Annotated in this window: 21 protein-coding genes; 12 read left to right on the plus strand and 9 right to left on the minus strand. The window is 61.5% G+C overall.

The features are described from left to right. Positions 1–161 precede the first annotated feature (161 nt). On the minus strand, positions 162–569 hold the full coding sequence (locus IE091_RS16740) for a PRC-barrel domain-containing protein (protein ID WP_096922549.1): 408 nt from the start codon (positions 567–569) through the stop codon (positions 162–164). Between the two features lie 445 nt (positions 570–1,014). Here IE091_RS16740 and IE091_RS16745 point away from each other — a divergent pair, with 445 nt between their 5' ends. Beyond that, positions 1,015–1,977 (plus strand): L,D-transpeptidase family protein, encoded by a 963-nt coding sequence (locus tag IE091_RS16745; protein WP_189464171.1) that lies wholly within the window; start codon positions 1,015–1,017, stop codon positions 1,975–1,977. Positions 1,978–1,980: 3 nt separating this feature from the next. Here IE091_RS16745 and IE091_RS16750 read toward each other — a convergent pair whose 3' ends face one another. Genes IE091_RS16750 through IE091_RS16765 form a run of 4 tightly spaced genes read right to left on the minus strand, consistent with a single transcriptional unit; the run spans position 1,981 to position 5,477 of the window. Beyond that, positions 1,981–2,607, minus strand: a complete 627-nt coding sequence (locus tag IE091_RS16750) for a response regulator transcription factor (protein ID WP_039176476.1) — start codon at positions 2,605–2,607, stop codon at positions 1,981–1,983. Further along, the gene (locus IE091_RS16755; RefSeq protein ID WP_229800875.1) at positions 2,607–4,136 is read right to left on the minus strand and encodes a PAS domain-containing sensor histidine kinase; all 1,530 of its coding nucleotides are present in this window, start codon (positions 4,134–4,136) and stop codon (positions 2,607–2,609) included. The genes IE091_RS16750 and IE091_RS16755 overlap by 1 nt, the downstream gene beginning before the upstream one ends. Before the next feature lie 4 nt (positions 4,137–4,140). Then, positions 4,141–4,809, minus strand: a complete 669-nt coding sequence (locus IE091_RS16760) for a 2OG-Fe(II) oxygenase (protein ID WP_096922553.1) — start codon at positions 4,807–4,809, stop codon at positions 4,141–4,143. Then, positions 4,806–5,477: a CoA pyrophosphatase gene (locus IE091_RS16765; protein WP_096922554.1), complete on the minus strand. Its 672-nt coding sequence runs from the start codon at positions 5,475–5,477 to the stop codon at positions 4,806–4,808. The genes IE091_RS16760 and IE091_RS16765 overlap by 4 nt, the downstream gene beginning before the upstream one ends. A gap of 95 nt (positions 5,478–5,572) precedes the next feature. Here IE091_RS16765 and IE091_RS16770 point away from each other — a divergent pair, with 95 nt between their 5' ends. Then, complete coding sequence (locus tag IE091_RS16770; RefSeq protein ID WP_039176467.1) at positions 5,573–6,130, plus strand: NUDIX hydrolase; 558 nt, start codon at positions 5,573–5,575, stop codon at positions 6,128–6,130. 20 nt (positions 6,131–6,150) lie between these two features. Here the strand turns inward: IE091_RS16770 and IE091_RS16775 are convergent, their stop codons facing one another. Then, positions 6,151–6,462 carry a YqfO family protein gene (locus IE091_RS16775; protein WP_016914566.1) on the minus strand — a complete coding sequence of 104 codons (312 nt, stop codon included), beginning with the start codon at positions 6,460–6,462 and terminating at the stop codon, positions 6,151–6,153. 120 nt (positions 6,463–6,582) lie between these two features. Here IE091_RS16775 and IE091_RS16780 point away from each other — a divergent pair, with 120 nt between their 5' ends. The 10 genes from IE091_RS16780 (at position 6,583) to xylB (ending at position 17,137) form a co-directional block, all read left to right on the plus strand. Next, on the plus strand, positions 6,583–7,542 hold the full coding sequence (locus IE091_RS16780; RefSeq protein ID WP_039176460.1) for a sugar-binding transcriptional regulator: 960 nt from the start codon (positions 6,583–6,585) through the stop codon (positions 7,540–7,542). Positions 7,543–7,699: 157 nt separating this feature from the next. After that, a complete protein-coding gene (locus tag IE091_RS16785) occupies positions 7,700–9,022 on the plus strand; it encodes an ABC transporter substrate-binding protein (protein WP_189464173.1) in 1,323 nt (440 codons plus the stop codon). Positions 9,023–9,105: 83 nt separating this feature from the next. Beyond that, positions 9,106–9,996, plus strand: a complete 891-nt coding sequence (locus IE091_RS16790; protein WP_189464174.1) for a carbohydrate ABC transporter permease — start codon at positions 9,106–9,108, stop codon at positions 9,994–9,996. A gap of 31 nt (positions 9,997–10,027) precedes the next feature. Continuing rightward, positions 10,028–10,876 (plus strand): carbohydrate ABC transporter permease, encoded by an 849-nt coding sequence (locus tag IE091_RS16795; protein ID WP_096922556.1) that lies wholly within the window; start codon positions 10,028–10,030, stop codon positions 10,874–10,876. An 11-nt stretch (positions 10,877–10,887) separates the two neighbouring features. Continuing rightward, the gene (locus IE091_RS16800) at positions 10,888–12,045 is read left to right on the plus strand and encodes an ABC transporter ATP-binding protein (protein ID WP_189464175.1); all 1,158 of its coding nucleotides are present in this window, start codon (positions 10,888–10,890) and stop codon (positions 12,043–12,045) included. After that, positions 12,042–12,740 (plus strand): HAD family hydrolase, encoded by a 699-nt coding sequence (locus IE091_RS16805; protein WP_189464176.1) that lies wholly within the window; start codon positions 12,042–12,044, stop codon positions 12,738–12,740. The genes IE091_RS16800 and IE091_RS16805 overlap by 4 nt, the downstream gene beginning before the upstream one ends. After that, the gene (locus IE091_RS16810; RefSeq protein WP_189464177.1) at positions 12,724–13,509 is read left to right on the plus strand and encodes an L-iditol 2-dehydrogenase; all 786 of its coding nucleotides are present in this window, start codon (positions 12,724–12,726) and stop codon (positions 13,507–13,509) included. Before IE091_RS16805 ends, IE091_RS16810 begins: the two co-directional genes overlap by 17 nt. 7 nt (positions 13,510–13,516) lie before the next feature. Next, a complete protein-coding gene (locus IE091_RS16815) occupies positions 13,517–14,182 on the plus strand; it encodes a nucleoside/nucleotide kinase family protein (protein ID WP_189464178.1) in 666 nt (221 codons plus the stop codon). After that, complete coding sequence (locus tag IE091_RS16820; protein WP_189464179.1) at positions 14,166–15,653, plus strand: mannitol dehydrogenase family protein; 1,488 nt, start codon at positions 14,166–14,168, stop codon at positions 15,651–15,653. Before IE091_RS16815 ends, IE091_RS16820 begins: the two co-directional genes overlap by 17 nt. Next, the gene (xylB, locus tag IE091_RS16825) at positions 15,653–17,137 is read left to right on the plus strand and encodes a xylulokinase (RefSeq protein ID WP_189464180.1); all 1,485 of its coding nucleotides are present in this window, start codon (positions 15,653–15,655) and stop codon (positions 17,135–17,137) included. The genes IE091_RS16820 and xylB overlap by 1 nt, the downstream gene beginning before the upstream one ends. Before the next feature lie 103 nt (positions 17,138–17,240). On the opposite strand, the gene cynS is transcribed toward xylB, so the two are convergent. The 3 genes from cynS to ntrB are packed head-to-tail and all read right to left on the minus strand — an operon-like array spanning position 17,241 to position 19,498. Then, positions 17,241–17,681 (minus strand): cyanase, encoded by a 441-nt coding sequence (gene cynS / locus IE091_RS16830; RefSeq protein ID WP_039176430.1) that lies wholly within the window; start codon positions 17,679–17,681, stop codon positions 17,241–17,243. Further along, positions 17,674–18,630, minus strand: a complete 957-nt coding sequence (locus tag IE091_RS16835; RefSeq protein ID WP_096922562.1) for an ABC transporter ATP-binding protein — start codon at positions 18,628–18,630, stop codon at positions 17,674–17,676. Before IE091_RS16835 ends, cynS begins: the two co-directional genes overlap by 8 nt. Positions 18,631–18,640: 10 nt before the next feature. Beyond that, positions 18,641–19,498, minus strand: a complete 858-nt coding sequence (gene ntrB, locus IE091_RS16840; RefSeq protein WP_039176425.1) for a nitrate ABC transporter permease — start codon at positions 19,496–19,498, stop codon at positions 18,641–18,643. Between the last annotated feature and the right edge of the window lies 1 nt (position 19,499).

Raw genomic sequence — 19,499 nt, forward strand, 5'->3', positions numbered from 1 at the left:
CAATAACGGGCTTGCGAAAGCCAACTTGCACGGGGCGAATGATCAAAAAGTGCTCGCTGGCGGTGATAGGGAAAGTGTCGGCGCCGGCTTCACGGATTCAGGATACTAAAAAGGCCTTGGCAGTAGCCAAGGCCTTTTCTATTGCTTGCGAAGATCAGCGTTTAGTTACGCTCATACTCTTCGGCAGCTTCCAGTGCATCTTGTGATGCATTGACGCGAATGACGTAGTCGTCGCCATCATCGTCTTTGGTGAGCTCAAGAGAGTCCCACTCGATGGCAACATCTTTCTCACCCATGCCCAGGAATCCGCCTACACCAACGACAACGGCCTGGATTTGACCATCTTCATCGATGATCAGGTCAGAGATGGTGCCGATATCCTCATCATCTTCCACGGTGCTTTTCACGTTGTTGCCGGTCAGCGAATCAGCGTGAAACGTGTTTTCAGGTGCCGTGGTCAGGTAGGTGGCTTCGGCTCCCATGGTTTCCTGAGCGCTGACCGAGCCAGCGGCAAACATGAAAGCAGGCACCATCAACGTACCGAGGAAAGCAGGTTTGATCATTTTCATGGCTATTGCTCCTTGCGCTTGCATTAGGACACTGTGTGGTTGCACCGGTGTCTAAACAAATTAACGCTCATGGTCCATCAAGCAACATGGCTTGATAAAAGCAGCCTGTGACTGCTTTGCGCTATTCCGATAACGCACACCATCGACGTTACTCCTGATGCGATTTCCCATGTGGTTAACGTTAGATCAAAACGAATGTAGACGATGTTTTAATAAACGTTGGTGTTAAGGAAAAAGCGATGTTTCATCTTGCGCGTCACTGCGTCAAGACACTTATCAAGGTAGACGCTCTATAATGTTTTGCAAGATGAATGGCCATCTTTTTGCCATGAGTCGACTTTAAAGAAGAGGCATGGGCGGGTCGAGAGCCCCTGCCCATGCGACAGTCTGTCGGATTGACCCATCGGTAGCCAGTCGGCATATTAACCGTAAAAAAGGAGAACCCATGACGACGACGACGCATCACCCTGCCGACCGGCGACTCAAACGCTCTTGTCTAGGCAGCCTGGCGGTCAGTGCCTGGCTGTTGATGACCAGTGCGTTGGCCAGTGCCAGCGAGCTTCCCAAGGGGCACTTTCTGTTGCCCGAAACAGGTAACATGGTCGGCGAGAACTACACGGTCACGGCCAGTAATGAAGATACGCTGCTGGATATCGCCCGGGCTCACAACGTGGGCTACGAGGAGATCCGCATGGCCAACCCGGATGTCAGCATCTGGGTACCCGGCGAAGGTACCGAGGTGACCATCCCCGGCCAGTTCATCCTGCCTGACGCGCCGCGTACCGGTATCGTGATCAACGTCGCCGAACTGCGCCTCTACTACTACCCCGATGTGGCGTCTGGCGAGCCAGCCGTGGTCGAGACCTACCCCATCGGCATTGGGCGTGATGCCTACAACACGCCTCTGGGCATCACCAAGACCACCATGCGACTCGAAAATCCGGCCTGGTACCCGCCGGCATCCATCCGTCGCGAGGCGGCCGAACGGGGCGACCCACCTCCTGCCGTCGTCCCTCCCGGCCCGGATAACCCGTTGGGGCAGTTTGCCATCCTGCTCGATATACCGGGCTATCTGATTCACGGAACCAACCAGCCGGACGGCATCGGCATGCGGGCCAGCCGAGGTTGCATCAGGATGCACGGGGACGACATCGAGTCGATCTTCTGGCGTGTGCCCGTCGGTACCCAGGTCAATATCATCGATGCCCCTATCAAGCTGGGCTGGGGCGAGCAGGGCAATGCTTATATTCAGGCGTTTGCTTCCACCGACGAGCAGGCATTCGGCATGGACACTCTGCTGAACGTGATTGGCCTGATCGAAGAGCATAACGGCCAAGGCAGTGCCAACTACGAGCAGGTCAGCCGCGTGCTCGAAGAAGCCAACGGTCAAATCGTACCTCTCAGCTAATGCTCAGGGCGGTAGCGCAGCCACCAGGCCCAGCGCTACCGCCTGACGCACCCAGTCTGCCACATTGCCCGCCTGCATCGTTTTCATGGCCCTCAGCCGATAGACTTCCACGGTTTTAGGGCTCACCTCCATTTGCTCGGCAATTTCCCGGTTGGTCAACCCATGTGCCACGTGGGCCATGATCTGCTGCTCTTTCGGCTTGAGCGACCCGTAGCGCGCCTTCAGGCTAGCCACTTGCGCCTGTGCCTGATGCCGTTGGCGAGCGTGTTCCAGGGCTCGCTGCACGATTTCGATGATCTGCTGGTGGTTGAAGGGCTTCTCGATGAACTCGAACGCCCCGGCTTTCAGGGCGGCCACCGCCATGGGAACATCGCCGTGGCCGGTCATCATGATGATCGGCAGGGTGTCCTGTTGATCCAACAGCGCCTGCTGTACCTGGAGGCCGCTGAGGCCGGGCATACGAACATCCAGTAGCAGGACGGCTATGTGATCGCGCTGGGCCGCCAGAAACGCGTCTCCACTGGCAAAGGGCTGGGCAGTCAGGCCGACCGACGACAGCAGCCACACCAGGGATTCGCGCAGGGCGGTGTCGTCATCGACCACGGCAATGGTGGAAAGGGGCGGTTCCATCAAGTGTCTGTCTCCGTACGTAGCAGTACCTCAAAACAGGCCCCTTTGGGGCAGTCGCGAAGCGTCAGGGCGCCGCCCATGCTTTCCAGCAGGGTTCGGCTGATGGCCAGGCCCATGCCCAGCCCATCGTCCCGAGTGGTGTAAAAGGCATCGAAGATATGCGGGCGCTGGGTGTCGGGCACGCCTGGCCCTTGGTCTTCAACGCTCAGGGTCAGCTGCCGATGCCCGCTGGGTCGCGCGGTGATCACCACGCCAGGGCGGTCGGGCATGTCGCGGCTGGCGGTCAGCGCATTCAGCAGCAGGTTGACCAGCACCTGCTCCAGCGCGATGGGGTCGCCGTAGACCCTGGGGAGTTCGTCGGGTAGCTGGCGCTGCAAAGGAATGGCAGCCTGCTGATACTGCCACTCGCAGAGCTGGCAGGCCGCCTCGATCACCGGAGCCAGCGCGACCGGATACACACGATGGCTGCGTTTGCGTACGAAGCTGCGCAGATGTCGCAAACGTTGCGCCAGGCGTTCGACCTGCTGGTTGATACGTTCCAGCGGCAGGCGCAGCGCTTCGGCAGAGGGGGCAGGTTGCTGTTGGCACTGCATCAGCGCGCCGCTGGCGTAGTTGGCGATGGCGCCCAGCGGCTGGTTCAACTCGTGGGCAATGTTGGACGCCAGCTCACCCGCGGCCGCCAGCCGGTTGGCATGGGCAATTTGCTCCTGATGGCGGCGCGCCTGGGCTTCGGCCTGCTTGCGCGCGCTGATATCGCGGTTGATGAGCGCGAAGTGGCCGGGTTCGGCGCCCTGAGCGCGGTGGGCCAACACGACGCTGAGCACGGGCAGCAGGGCATCTGGCGCACGTATCTCCAGCTCGCCACTCCAGGAACCGTAACGCTCGACGGCAGGAAAGACCACCTGCCGGAGCAGCCGCAGCGACTCGCAGGAGTACACGGTGTCCAGGGGGACTTGCAGGGCCTCGGTGGGTAGCGCCAGGCAGCGCCGAGCGGCTTCGTTGGCGCTGAATACCCGCTGGTCAGGCCCCAGAAACAGCACGTAGTCGGTGGTGGACTCGACCACCTTTGCCAGGCGCTCCCGGGTGGCTTCGGCTTCGATGCGACGCCCCACATCCCGGGAGACGCAGAGAATGTCCAGCAGCTCGCCCGTGTTGGCGTCTCGTCGGGTCCGGCTGGTGGTTTCAAACCACACGTAATGGCCCGCCTTGGCGCGAAAACGATAGGTCTGCTGGTAGAACCCATCATGGTAATAAACCCGTGGCGACTTGTTGAGCAGCGCGCTCAGGTCGGCGGGATGAAAGAGCTGATAAGCCGAGACGCCAATCAACTCCTCGGGCGCGTAACCCAGCAGGTCGCGGGCGGCTTGAGAGGCATACAGAAACGTACCGTCTCGGGCATGACGAGAGATCAGGTCGGTGGTGCTTTCCGCCAGCCACTGGTAGTGGCGCTTCTCCTCTTCCAGGGCGGCATTGCGCGCCTGCAACGAGGCGATTTCTGCTTGCAGGCGAGCTTCCAGCGGCGTGGTCATGGCGTTATCGCGCGGGGTCCAGCACGCCACCCAGCGAGGCATTGCGGCGGAACCAGCCAGCAATGCTGGTGCGCGGCAGGCGCGTGGGCAGCACTTCGTGGGGAATGGTTTCCGATAAAAAGCAGGCGAACGTTCCCGCTTCGGGCACGACCCGGGCCACTTCCCGGCTGGGGTCATCGGGGTCGTAGATGACCATTTCGCCTCCGCCATCGGCGGGCCAGTCGGGGGTGAGGTAGCCGACGGTCGAGATGACACGATTGGCCCGCCCGCGAAAGCTGTCCAGATGGCGTTGGTAAAAAGCCCCGGCAGGGTAGTGGGCAAAATGCGCCTCGTACTCGAACAGGCCAAGAAACAGCGCCTGATTCAACGAGCGCTGCAGCTCGGCCATGGCATCGAGATAGTACCGCTGGGCTTCGCTTTCACGGTCCAGCCAGTGGATGGCGTCGCCGCGAATATCCTTGCGCAGCAGGTGCTGCTGACCGCGCCCAATGCCTGCTTCATCGAGCGCATCGTGGGCCGCCAGATGCAGCAGCTCGCCTTGCAGCGCCTGGCACAGGGCCGGGTCGATGACCCCCCGGCCCACGTACCAGCCCTGTTCCACCAGGGCGTCGACCAGGGCCACGTGGGCCTCTGGGGCAAGGGCATGGGGGCGGGTGTCCATGGAAGCGATCATTTGGTGTGTCTCGTGACTGGCTTGTCGTTGCGATTGACGGCGGCTGGGCGCTGAGGAGAGCGCCTTTCGGGGTAGTGGCGCAAGGCGCCGGCCGGGCGGCGGTAAAGGTCGATGTCCATGCCGAACCCTTCGGCCAGCAGCTCCACCAACATCATGGCCGAGAGCCCCCAGATCACGTGGCTGTCTACTCGGTAGCTGGGCACGTAGTGAGCGACGCCATCCACGGTGATGACATCGGTATGGGTGCGCTGGTCCTCCAGAAAATGGCTGAGCGGCACTTCGAAAATGGCATCCAGCTCCGCCGGGTCTGCCACCAATGGCAGGTCGGGGGGGATCAGGCCTACCCAGGGGGTGACCCGTATCCCGTGCAGCGAAATCACATCGGACAGGCGCCCCAGCGGTTGCACTGCCTGCGGTGCTAGCGCAATCTCTTCCTGAGCCTCCCGCAGTGCGGTGGCGTAGAGGTCTGCATCGGTGGCTTCGCGCTTGCCGCCGGGGAAAGCGACCTGGCCGCTGTGGGTATTCAAGTGGCCCGCGCGGCGGGTAAACAGCAGCGTCGGCGACGGCCGCTCGACGATGGGCATCAAGACGGCGGCCTCAGGCAGAGTAACGTGGTCCAGCCGTTGAGGCGTATGCAGTTGCAGCTGTTTGCGCAGTTTCTCTAACATAGGGGATTCCCGTGACTTTGTTCTCTTTTACCCAGCCATGACGATCAGCGTCAAGCGCGTTGATAGCTCGCCCTTCCAGCCATAGAGAAAACGCGATGAACTTTTGTAGTCAGTGTGGTGAAAAAGTCCGCTTTGCGGTGCCTGAAGGAGATGACCGCCCCCGCTACCTGTGCGATGCCTGCGGTACCATTCACTACCAGAATCCGCGCATTGTGGCGGGTACGCTGCCGGTGAGCGGCTCGAAGGTCTTGCTGTGCAAACGCGCCATTGCGCCGCGCAAAGGGTACTGGACGCTGCCGGCAGGCTATATGGAAAACGCCGAAACCACGCAACAGGCCGCATCCCGGGAGACCTGGGAAGAGGCCTTCGCCGAAGTCGCGTTGGGAGACCTGTACACCTTGATCGACCTGCCGCACATCAATCAAGTCTACATGATTTTTCGTGCCGACCTGGTGGGTGGCTTCAGTGCCGGACCAGAAAGCCTGGAGGTGGCGCTTTTCGAAGAGCACGAAATCCCCTGGGACGCGCTGGCCTTCCCCACTATCGAGCGGACCCTGCGGCACTACTTCGAAGATCGCCAGCAGGCGGAATTTCCGCTGCACATCAGCAAGATCACACCCGAAGACCGCGAGCGCTACTTCGGCAGTGCCTGATGGGGCAGGGGAGGCGGCGCCTACAGGTTGGCCAGCTGCCACACGTCGTAGGCCACTTCCTCGTAGGGGTGGGCCAGCTTGAGGGCGGCAATGGCCGCCTGGATGTGCGCGTCGTCACAGACCAGCTCCACCTTGAACTCTTCCACCCGCTCCAGGGTGCCTACCTGACCGATATGCGGTTCGGCGCCCTCCATCGGCCGAAACTGGCCGGTGCCGCGGGTCTGGAAACAGACGTGCTCATAATCACCGATACGCCCCGCACCCGCATCGAACACGGCGCGCTTGACGCTTTCGACATGGTCCACAGGAACAAAAAAAGCGAGTTTATACATGACAATAAGCCTCTATTCGGGGAGCCTGACAAGGTGCCCATGTTAGCGGATAGGACACTACTGGTCTTGTCTTGAGCTTTGTATGATGGCGTTTTTTGAGCATGAGGTGGCGAGCATTCCATGGATAAATTCGAGGTGAAGCTCGACCAGGCCGCCAGGGCGGCCTGGATGTCTTACGTCGGCGGCATGACCCAGGACGACATTGCCATCCAGTTGGGAGTCTCCAGGCCAGGCGTGCAGCGCTTGTTGGCGTTGGCTCGCCAGGAAGGGCTTGTGAAAGTGCATATCGATCACCCCATTTCGACCTGTATGGCCTTGGGCAGTGCGTTGCGATCACGGTTTGGCCTGACCTACTGTGATGTCGTGCCGGCCGATGCGCAGGCACCGGAAGGGGCTGCCTATTACCTGGCCGTGGCAGGCGCAGAGCGCATCGCGCGGTTGGTCGAGCGCAGCGAACCGCTGACACTCTCGTTGGGCACGGGCCGTTCGGTGCGGGCGGCGGTGGAGGCGCTGAGTCGTGTGGAGCGTCCTCAGCACCGTTTCGTCTCGCTGGTGGGCAACGTCGCGCGTGATGGCTCGGCAAACCGCTATGACGCGGTCATGGTGCTGGCGGACAAAACCGGCGGCGAACGTTTTCTACTGCCCGCCCCGGTCGTGGCGGAGTCGTTGGCCGAGAAAGAGGCCATGCTGTCCCAGCGGCTGTTCAGGGCCATTGCCGATGTGGCACGGGAGTCGGAAGCGGCCTTCATCGGGATCGGGCGCATCGACCGGCAAGCTACCCTGTTCCAGGACCACTTCATCAGCGAGAGCGAGCTGGACGAGCTGCTGGGACGTGAAGCCGTGGGTGAGCTGCTGGGCTGGCCCCTGGACCGCGACGGGCAGGTGATCGACTGCTCCATCACACGGCGGGTGACCAGCCTGCCTCTGGAACGGTTCGGCAAGCACCTGATGGTGGGCATTGCCGGTGGCCAGGACAAGGCGCCTGCCATTCTGGCGGCGCTGCGGGGCGGCTGGCTGAAGGGGCTGATCACCGATGAGCGTGCCGCCAGGCACATTCTTGCGGCATCCGAGGCTGGCTGAGTGTGCAGGTGCAACATGCAAGCCATTGAATGAATTAGCGTAAAGTCTAAGAGGTCAGGCTTTGCTTTTTTTTGACCTGCGTACGATCATTTGTTCGGTCGATGATCAATATGATCAAGGTAACAATAATGCCAATACCTGCTACAAGGAGAATCTCATGCGTCTTGCGCGACACTTGCCCATCACGACCCTGGCAGCCGCTATCGCGGTAGCGGGGCACGCCCATGCTCAGACAACGCTCACCGTGGCGACGGTGAACAATAACGACATGGTCATCATGCAGAGCCTGACCAGTGCCTTCGAGGAGGCGCATCCGGATATCTCTCTGGACTGGGTGGTGCTGGAGGAGAACGTGCTGCGCCAGCGCATGACGACGGATATTGCCACTGGTGGCGGGCAGTTCGACGTGATGACCATTGGCACCTATGAAGTGCCGATCTGGGCAGAGCGGGGCTGGCTCGAACCCCTGGTGGACCTGCCCGACGACTACCACGAAGACGATTTGCTGGCATCGGTGCGCGATGGTCTGAGCCTGGACGGCACGCTGCATGCGCTACCGTTCTATGCCGAAAGCTCGATGATGTACTACCGCACCGACCTGTTCGAACAGGCCGGTATCGAGATGCCCGAGCAGCCCACCTGGGAGCAGGTGCACGACTGGGCCGAGCAACTGCACGGCAGCGAGCCGGGGTTGGCGGGCATCTGCCTGCGTGGCAAGCCGGGCTGGGGTGAAAACATGGCCTTCGTCTCGACGCTGGTGAACACCTTCGGTGGCCGCTGGTTCGATGAGCAGTGGAATCCTGAAATCAATTCCGAAGCCTGGAACGACGCCGTCGCGTTTTATGTCGACCTGCTGGGCAATTACGGGCCGCCTGGCGCCAGCTCCAACGGCTTCAACGAAAATCTGGCGCTCTTCTCCCGGGGCAGCTGTGCCATGTGGGTCGATGCCACCTCGGCTGCTGGCAAGCTCTATGACGCGAATGAATCAGACGTCGCCGACGTGCTGGGTTTTGCCCCTGCGCCCATTGCCGAAACGCCCAAGGGCTCGCATTGGCTGTGGTCCTGGGCTCTGGCTATCCCTGCCTCTTCCGAGCACAAGGAGGCGGCGCAGTCGTTCATCACCTGGGCCACGTCACAAGAGTACATAGCGCTTGTGGGTGAGACCAACGGCTGGACCAACGTGCCCCCGGGTACCCGTGAGTCCACCTATGCCAACGCGCAGTACATCGATGCAGCTCCTTTTGCCGACTTCGTGGTGAATGCCATCAAGGACGCCGACCCCACCGACTCCAGCCTGGAGCCCAACCCCTATATTGGCGTCCAGTTTGTCGGCATTCCCGAGTTCCAGTCGATTGGTACTCAAGTGGGCCAGACCATCGCGTCAGCGCTCACTGGCGGAACCTCCGTGACGCAAGCCCTAGATAACGCTCAGCGGACTACCGAGCGCGCCATGCAGCGTGCGGGCTACATCCAACGCTAAGCCCTGAAGGTGACAGCGTTTTCTCCGTATGGGGGAAACGCTGTCCAGGCTTCCGGCGGGGCCGTTTTTTTGCAGGTATTTTCATGAATAGAACACGTGCTTCTGGTCGAACGGTCGGCGGGCTCAGGACGCTATCGCTTCAGGCACCCGCAGTGACTCTTCTGCTGCTCTGGATGATCGTGCCGTTGGGCATGACAGTCTGGTTCTCCTTCCAGCGCTACAACCTGTTGATGCCGGAAATGACCGGCTTCGCGGGGCTGGAAAACTATGAGTATCTGCTCACCGACCCCGCGCTGTGGACAGCCATGGCCAACACGCTGCTGCTGGTGGGTTGGGTACTGGTCATCACAGTGGTGGGCGGCACGCTGCTGGCGGTGCTGTTCCAGCAAGAGTTTGCCGGGCGGGGCATTGCCCGGGTGCTGGCGATTTCTCCTTTCTTCGTCATGCCCACGGTCAGTGCCCTGGTCTGGAAAAACATGATGATGCACCCCTCCAATGGGGTGTTGGCCTGGCTGTCGCAATCGCTGGGGCTTCCCGTCGTGGACTGGTTCTCGGCGCTACCGCTGACGTCCATCATCATCATCGTCTCATGGCAGTGGCTGCCGTTTGCGCTGCTGATTCTGCTGACCGCCATGCAGTCGCTGGACGAAGATCAGGTGGAAGCCGCACGCATGGACGGAGCGGGGCCGCTGGCGATTTTCTTCTTCATCACGCTGCCGCACCTCAAGCGTGCCATCAGCGTGGTGATCATGATCGAGATGATCTTCCTGCTGACGATTTTTGCCGAGATCTTTGTCACTACCTCGGGTGGGCCGGGGCTTGCTACCACCAACCTGGCGTATTTGATCTACATCCAGGCGCTGTTGGATTTCGATGTGGGCATGGCCTCGGCGGGTGGGGTGATCGCCATCATTCTCGCCAATATCGTCGCCATCTTCCTCGTCCGAATGGTTGCCAGAAACCTGGAAGATTAACGTCGGCTCTTTGGGCCTAGGGAGTCTCTGTATGACCCTGCATCGTAACGCCTCCGCCAACGCACGTTCGTTACCGCTGCGGCAGCTACTGCTGACCCTGCTGGGCTGGTCCGTGGCCTTGGTGATCTTTTTTCCCATCCTGTGGATGGTGCTGACCGGATTCAAAACCGAAACGGCGGCGATCGCCGACCCCAGCTTTATTTTTTCGCCTACCCTCGAAAGTTACCAGGCCGTTCAGGCCCGCTCGGGCTATGCCCGCTTTGCCTTGAACAGCGTGGCCGTCGCGTTTGGCTCCACGTTTTTAGCCTTGCTGATTGCCATTCCCTCGGCTTACGCCATGGCCTTCTTGCCCACCAAACGCACCAAAGGCACGCTGCTGTGGATGCTCTCCACCAAGATGCTGCCGCCGGTGGGGGTTCTGGTACCTATCTACCTGATTTTCCGCGATGTCGGACTGCTGGATACCCGTACCGGGCTGATCATCATCTACACCCTGATGAACCTGCCCATCGTGGTTTGGATGCTCTACACCTTCTTCAAGGACATGCCCAAGGACATCCTCGAAGCGGGCCGTATGGACGGCGCCTCTACCCTGCAAGAGGTATTTTTCCTGCTGCTGCCGCTGACCTTGCCGGGCATCGCTTCTACCGGGCTGCTGTCGGTGATCCTGAGCTGGAACGAGGCGTTCTGGAGCCTCAATCTCACCTCGTCGAAAGCGGCACCGTTGACCGCTTACATTGCCTCCTTCTCGAGCCCTGAAGGGTTGTTCTGGGCCAAGCTGTCGGCGGCGTCCACCATGGCCATTGCGCCCATCCTGATGCTCGGCTGGATGACCCAAAAACAAATGGTGCGCGGCCTGACCTTTGGTGCCGTCAAGTAAAGGAATTTTCCATGGCAACCTTGCAACTGAAAAACATCACCAAGCAGTTTGGCGACACCCAGGTCATCAAGGGCATCGACCTCGATGTCAATGATCGTGAGTTCGTCGTGTTCGTGGGGCCTTCCGGCTGCGGCAAATCCACGCTGATGCGCATGATCGCCGGGCTGGAAAGCGCCAGTGACGGCGATATTCTCATCGATGGCAAGCGCATGAACGAGGTGGGCCCCGCCGACCGAGGGTTGGCCATGGTGTTTCAAAGCTATGCGCTTTACCCGCACATGACCGTCGAGGGCAACATGGGCTTCAGCATGCGCCTGGCTGGGGTGCCCAAAGAGGAGCGCCGCGCCAAGGTGCTGGAAGCCGCTCGGATCCTGCAGCTCGAACCGCTGCTGGACCGCAAGCCCAAAGCACTCTCGGGCGGCCAGCGCCAGCGGGTCGCCATTGGTCGCGCCATCGTGCGCAATCCCAGCATCTTCCTGTTCGACGAGCCGCTCTCCAATCTGGATGCGGCGCTGCGGGTGCAGATGCGTATCGAGCTGGCTCGGCTGCACGAAGAGCTGGACGCGACGATGATTTACGTCACCCACGACCAGATAGAGGCCATGACCATGGCCGATAAAATCGTCGTGCTCCACGATGGCGTGGTAGAGCAGGTAGGCTCGCCCATGGAACTCTACCACCACCCGCGTAACCGGTTCGTGGCAGGGTTCATTGGTTCGCCCAAGATGAACTTCTTCAGCGTCGAGCAGCGCTCCCTTGGTGATGATGGTGTCACCGTGCGCCTGCCCGGTGGGCGACTCTGCACCATTCCCGTCTCAGGTGAACGGCTCGCCAGCGACGAAGCGCTGGAGCTGGGCATTCGCCCGGAGCATCTGCAGTTGGATGAAAACGGCCCTTTGAGTGGCCAAATCAAGGTGCTGGAGCGGCTGGGTGGGCAAACCTCGCTGTACGTGCAAATGGGCGAGCTGCTGATCACGATCATGGCCGACGGTGACGTGGCCTACCGTGTGAACGATACCGTGACGTTTGGTTTCGATGCGCAGCGCGCGCATCTCTTCGACGCCCAAGGCCTGGCACTGGAGAGCCTTTCTCGCCATCCGTTGGCCAGCCTGACACGCCAGGACAACCGTGCCGCCAGCGAGCCAGAGCTACCCGGAGGGCACGCATGAAGACACTGATCTTTGACTGTGACGGTGTTCTGGTGGACAGCGAGTTTCTCGCCGAGCAGACCCTGGAAACCTACCTGACCCACTGGCTGCCAGACCTGGATATACCGACGCTGCTGGGGCAAGCCCTGGGCATGACGACGGCCGATATTCTGCACCATCTCGAGCAGCAGAGCCGTCACGCGCTGCCAGCGGATGCATCTGAGCAGGTGGATGAGGCCATCGAGTCGCGGCTGCTGCGTGAGCTGACGGCCATTGAGGGGGTGCATAGTGCCGTGAGAGAGCTCAGCCTGCCCAAGGCCATCGTCTCCAACAGTCGTCGCTGCCGTGTGGAAGCCTCCCTGGCGACCACGCGATTGGCTGATGTATTGGGGGATGTACCTATCTTCACCGCCGAGCAGGTCGACCACCCGAAACCAGACCCGGCCATTTATCACCTGGCCGCGAGCAGACTTGGCTGCCCTCCTGAGCAGTGCCTGGTGGTGGAGGATAGCGTGGCCGGAGTGACGGCTGCCCGGGCGGCAGGCATGCAGGTGATTGGCTTTGTCGGTGGCAGCCATGTGGATGACCGCCAACAGGCGCGACTGCTGGCCGCTGGCGCCTGGCGAATCCTGCTACACATGCGTGGGCTGCATGCCTTGGTCGATGAGTGGCAACTCTACCTGCAAGGACACGATCACAATGAAACTACGCGATAAACGGGCCGTGATTACCGGCGGCGCCCGGGGGATAGGGCTGGCCATCGCTCGGCGCTATCTTCTGGAAGGATCCAGCGTCGTGGTGGCCGACATCGATGCCCGGGCCGTCGACGAAGCGCTCATCACGCTCCAGCAGGATGCCGACGCCGAACGGGTGATGGGCGTGGTGCTGAACGTATGCGACCAGGCGTCCATCGACGCCATGGTGAGCAAGGTCTCCGAGCGCTTTGGCGGTATCGACATTCTGGTCAACAACGCTGCGGTCTTCGACATGGCGCCCGTGCTGGAGGTCACCGAAGCCAGCTTCGACAAACAGTTCGCGGTGAACACCAAAGGCATGTTTTTCACCTTGCAGGCCGTGGCTCGCGCCATGGTGGCACAAGGGCAGGGCGGCAAGATCATCAACATGGCCTCGCAGGCAGGTAGACGAGGCGAGCCATTGGTGAGCGTTTACTGCGCCAGCAAAGCCGCCGTGATCAGCCTGACCCAATCCTGTGGGCTCGATTTGATCAAACACCGCATCAACGTCAACGGCATAGCCCCTGGCGTGGTGGATACGCCGATGTGGGAAGAGGTCGATGCGCTGTTTGCCCGCTACGAGCACCGCCCGCTGGGAGAAAAGAAACGGTTGGTGGGTGAAGCCGTGCCCTATGGCCGCATGGGAGTGCCGGAAGACCACACGGGAGCCGCTGTCTTCCTGGCTAGCCAAGATAGCGATTACGTTGTCGCCCAGACTCTCAATGTCGATGGTGGTAACTGGATGAGCTGAGATGCCAATGAGCCCTGATGTTGTTTCGTTGAGCCACCAACTGCTGGATGCCGCGCAAGGCCAAGCGCGCTATATGGTTGCCCTGGCCGGGCCGCCTGGTGCTGGCAAGTCTTACGGGAGTGCCCTGCTGTGCGATGCGCTCAATCAGCGCCAGCCAGGGGTGGCAGCGGTCGTGCCCATGGATGGCTATCACTTCGATAACGCTGTCCTGGGGGAAGAGCAGCTCCCGCTCAAGGGAGCGCCGCATACGTTCGACGTGGACGGCCTTCGCCACGACCTGGCGCGTATTCGTCGCGCTGACCGTCCGGTGGCCGTGCCCATTTTCGATCGCCCGCTGGACCTGGCGAGGGCCGGGGGGCGCTTGATCACGCCCGACCATCGCATCGTGATCGTGGAGGGCAATTATCTGCTGCTCGACCAGGAGCCCTGGCGAGCGCTGCGCTCTCTGTTCGACTGGACGCTGTTCATCGACGTGGAGGATGCCGTGCTGGCCGAGCGGCTGATCCAGCGCTGGCTGTGCATGGGGCAGGACCTCGCGGGTGCCATGGAGCGAACCCACCAGAAAGACATGCTCAACGCGGCTCTGGTGAAAACGCGCAGCGTGTCACCTGACCAGCGCTGGCGACCATCCCTGTCCACCTTATCGGAGAGTGACCATGACCTCGTTGAATAACCATACGCTGGCGGCCTTCGGCCAGGCCGTACAGAGACCTGCTTACGACCGACAGGCACTGACCCCCGGCATCGTGCATATCGGGGTCGGGGGCTTTCATCGTGCTCATCAGGCGATGTACGTGGATGCACTGATGAACCAGGGCGAAGCGCTGGAGTGGGGGATCGTGGGGGTCGGGGTCATGCCCGGCGACAAGCGCATGCAGCAGGTGCTGGCGGCTCAGGATTTCCTCTACACCCTGGTGGTGAAATACCCCGATGGCGAGTATCGGCCCCGGGTGATTGGCAGCATGGTGGATTACCTGTTTGCCCCGGAGAACCCCGACGCGGTGATCGAAACAATGGCGGACCCCGCCATCAGAATCGTGTCGCTCACGGTCACGGAGGGTGGCTACAACTTTCATCCGGTCAGCGGAGAGTTCAACCTGGACGCCCCCCAGGTGCGCGACGATCTCGCCCATCCAGAGCGCCCCTCCACCAGCTTTGGTCTTGTGGTGGAAGCCTTGGTGCGCCGCCGGGCACGGGGCATTGCGCCGTTTACGGTGATGTCCTGCGACAACATTCAGGGCAACGGCGACGTGGCCAAACGCATGTTCAGCGCCTACGCCCGCGCCCGCAGTGCAGAGCTGGGTGACTGGCTGGCTGCCGAGGTGGCGTTTCCCAACGCCATGGTGGACCGTATCACGCCGGTGACCGCGCCTACGGATATCGAAGAGCTCGCCCAGCGCTTTGGCGTTGAAGACGCCTGGCCCGTGGTGTGCGAGCCCTTTACCCAATGGGTGCTGGAAGACCACTTTCCCTTGGGTCGCCCGGCGTTCGAGAACGTTGGTGTTCAGGTCGTCGATGATGTCGAGCCCTACGAACTGATGAAACTGCGCCTGCTCAACGCCAGCCATCAGGCGCTCACTTATTTTGGTTATTTGGCGGGCTATCGCTACGCCCATGAGGTGTGCCAGGACCCGCTGTTCGTGGAGTTCTTGCTGGGGTACATGCGCGAAGAGGGTACGCCGACGCTGGCCCCCGTGCCGGGGGTAGACCTTGCAAGCTATCAGTTGACGCTGATCGAGCGCTTTGCCAATCCTCAAATCAGAGACACCCTGGCGCGGCTGTGCGCGGAAAGCTCGGATCGTATTCCTAAATGGTTGGTGCCGGTGATTCGCCAGCAGCTTGCCCAGGGCGGCGAGATCCAGCGCAGCGCTGCCGTGGTGGCCAGCTGGGCACGCTATGCCGAGGGCGTCGACGAGCAGGGCAACCCCATCGAGATCGTGGACCGCTTGCGGGAGCCGTTGATGGCCATTGCCGCCAATAACCGCACCCACCCGGCGGCCTTCGTGGAAAACCGCGAGCTGTTTGGCGACCTGGCAGAGCAGCCCCGCTTCCTTGATGCCTACCTGGAGGCGCTGAAGTCGCTGCATGAGCGGGGCGCACGGGCTACCCTTGAAGCTCTGGTCGCGTCGAAAGGAACCGTGTGATGTATATCGGGGTGGATTGCGGTACGCAGAGTACCAAGGTCGTGGTGGTGGATGTGGAGCGTGGCGTCATCCTGGGGGAAGGCAGCCGCCCGCACCGCCTGGACGAAGGCGAACACGGCCGCCGCGAGCAGTCGCCCGCCGAGTGGTTGGCGGCGCTCAAGGGGGCGTTTTCCGAGGCCATTCAGCGGTCGGGCATCGATGCCCGACAGGTACGCGGCATTGGCGTTTCCGGTCAACAGCATGGCATGGTGGCCCTCGATGCCGACGGCGTGCCGGTGTATCCCGCCAAGCTGTGGTGTGATACCGAAACCAGCGCGCAAAACAGTGCGCTGGTCGAGGCGTTGGGCGGTGAAGCGGGCTGCCTGGCGAAGCTTGGCCTGGTGCTGCAAACCGGTTATACCGCCTCGAAAGTGGCTTGGCTTCGCGAGCACCACCCGGACGCCTATCAGCGTATCGCCACGCTGCTGCTGCCCCATGACTACCTGAATTTCTGGCTGACCGGTGAGCGGGTCACCGAGGCAGGCGATGCCTCGGGCACCGGTTATTTCGACACCCGTACCCAGCGCTGGCAAAAAGAGGTGTTCGCCGCCATTGCGCCAGAACTCGACCCTGAGCGCGTGCTGCCACGCCTCATCGAGCCCCGGGAGCCCGTTGGTCGAGTCCGCCCATTGGTAGCGCAAGAGCTGGGGCTGAGCGATAGCGTGATCGTCTCTTCCGGCGGTGGCGACAACATGATGGGGGCGATTGGCACCGGCAATATTACCCGTGGCTTGATTACCTTGAGCCTGGGAACCTCCGGCACGGTATGTGCCTACTCACCCGAGCCCGTGGTCTGCGACAGCGCCATGGTGGCCAACTTCTGCGCCAGCCACGGTGGCTGGCTGCCGCTGATCTGTACCATGAACGTCACTTCGGCAACCACCCGCGTGCGCGAGTTGTTCGGGCTGGATCTGGCGGCCTTTGGCGAGCGGGTGGCCAGCGCCCCGATTGGCGCCGAAGGCGTGACGGTACTGCCGTTCTTCAACGGGGAACGGGTGCCCATGTTGCCGGATGCCTCTGGCGACTTTCTGGGCTTGACCAGCGTGAACATGACCCAGGCCAACCTGTGTCGTGGGGTGATGGAAGGCGCTACCTTTGGCCTGCGCTACGGGCTGGAACTGTTGGGAGAACTGGCCGCGGGTACCCGCCAGATTCGGCTGATCGGCGGCGGTGCGAACAGCCCCGTGTGGCGGCAAATGGTGGCCGACATGACCAATACTCAAGTGATCTGCCCTGAGATCACCGATGCCGCCGCTCTGGGCGCCGCCATTCAGGCGGCCTGGTGCGACCTGGGCCCCGAGGGCGTGAGCCTGGCCTCGCTCTGCGAGCGGTTGGTGCACCTGGACGCTGCCTCACTGGCAGAGCCGGAACCCCAGCGTGTGGCCGCGTACCATGAGGCGTATCGGCGCTACCTGGCGCTGTTGGCGCAGCGTCACTCGCTTTAATACCCATTGCTGCAAATGCCGTTCACTCTATGCACCATAACGCCAGCGCCTGTCTCATCGACAGGCGCTGGCGTGGCAGCAGGACGGGGTGGGCCCAGGCGGCTTACCAGGACTTATAAGGCAGGAACTTGCCGTTCAGGGTGAGCAGCACGCGGTCGCCCTTGGGGTCTTCGATCTTTTCCATCTCCATGGTGAAGTCGATGGCGCTCATGATGCCGTCGCCAAACTTCTCCTGCACGACATCCTTGAGGGTTTCACCGTAAACGCCGACCACTTCGTACAGGCGGTAGATGAAGGGGTCCTGAGGAATGGCCTCATCCCACGCCTTGGTGGGGAAGGCGGTCAGCGCGGTGGCCACGTCGCCATCGACTTCCAGCACGTCACACAGTTTATGGGCGACATCGGCACTGGCACTGTTCATGCCGTAGCAGGCTGACGCCACCCAGACCGGCGACATGCCGACCGCGCTGGCAATCTCGTCCCAGCTCATTTGCTTGCGTGCCTTGGCGGCCAGAAGGGTGTGACGCATTTCAAGCTTATCCATGACGGATCTCCTTGGGAGTAAATGTGACCAGCTTTTCTTGGGGCGGCACCGTCGTCGGTGCCGGAGTAGAGACGGGCGTGGCGCTGCCTTCTGCCAGGGTCACAGGGTTGACCGGTGTGGGGTAGCGCAGGCCCTTGCCGTCGAATTCCTGGGTACGTAGCTCACTGGAGCGGTTTACCAGGAAGTCGACGAGGTAGTTGCGAATCGTATAAAAGTGGGGATGCTTGACGATCTCCGCCCGCTGGCGCGGCCGTGGCAGGTCGATTTCGACCGCTTCGGCAATCCGCGCCTGGGGGCCGTTGGTCATCAGGAAGATACGGTCGGCCAGCAGAATGGCTTCGTCCACGTCGTGGGTGATCATGAACACGGTCTGCTGGTCCTGGCTCCAGATCTTGACCAGTTCGTCCTGGATGACGCCACGGGTGAGGGCATCCAGGGCCCCAAAGGGCTCATCCAGCAGCAACAACTTGGGCTTGGTGGCAAACGCACGCGCGATGCTGACCCGCTGGCGCATGCCGCCAGAGAGCTGGGCGGGCTTGCGGCCGACCACTTCTTTCAAACCCACCAGGGTCAGGTATTTCATGCTGTGTTCGGTGATCTCGTGCTCGCTCCAGGCGGGCCAGCGGGCACGTACGCCAAAGCGCACGTTGTCCAGCGCGGTGAGCCAGGGCAGCAGGCTGTAGTTTTGAAACACCACGCCACGTTCGAGACTCGGCCCATGGATCTCCTTGCCATCCATGACCATGGAGCCTTCGGAGAACTGATCCAGCCCGGCCAGCGCATTCATGATGGTGGATTTGCCACAGCCGGAGTGGCCGATGATGCAGACGAACTCGCCCTTCTTGAGCTGAAAGCTGATGTCTTCGAAGACCGTGAGCGGTGCAGCGTCCTTGCCAGCGCCGGGGAAGCGTTTGGCGGCCTTCTGCACCTCTACAAAGGCATGACTCATGACAGGCTCCTTATTCGGCGTAGGTGACGAAACGGGCGACATAGCCCAGCGACATATCCAGCAGCATGCCGACGACGCCAATCATCAGGATGGAAAAGATCACGCTGGTCAGGTCCAGGTTGTTCCACTCGTTCCAGACGTAGTAGCCGATGCCGGTACCACCCACGAGCATTTCTGCGGCGACGATGACCAGCCAGGCAATACCGATGGAGATGCGCATGCCGGTCAGAATGGTCGGGGCCGCGGCGGGCAGAATGACCTTGAAGGCCGTTTGCAGCGGCGACAGTTCATGGGTGCGTGCCACGTTCACCCAATCGCTGCGCACGCCAGCCACGCCAAAGGCGGTATTGAGCAGCATCGGCCAAATGGAACAGATAAAGATCACGAAGATGGCCGAGGCTTCGGCATCCCGAATGATGAACAGCGCCAGAGGCATCCAGGCCAAGGGAGAGATTGGCCGCAAGACCTGAATGAACGGGTTGAGCGCTTTATATGCCAGCGGTGACATGCCAATCAGAAAGCCGATGGGGATCGCCACCACGGCGGCCATGAGATAGCCGCTGAGCACACGATAAAGGGAGTAACCCAGTTGGATGCCGATCCCCTTGTCGTTGGGGCCTGCATCATAGAAAGGGTTGGAAAGCTGCTCCCAGGCCCGCTCGAAAATCGCCGACGGCGGGGGAACGCGGGCCGTTTCATCGGCCCCGCCCAGCAGCAGTTCGTACTCGCTCAGCTCTTCCGTGCCGCCCAGTAGCGGCGAGCGGTCGAGTCCTTCCCATAGCCCCAGCAGCACGGCAAGCAGGACGAAGGCCAACAAGGCAGCCCGTGCATTCAGGCTGATGTTCCAGTCGGTGGTGGTACGGTCCATG

Source organism: Vreelandella hamiltonii, assembly GCF_014651775.1.
Taxonomy (GTDB): domain Bacteria; phylum Pseudomonadota; class Gammaproteobacteria; order Pseudomonadales; family Halomonadaceae; genus Vreelandella; species Vreelandella hamiltonii.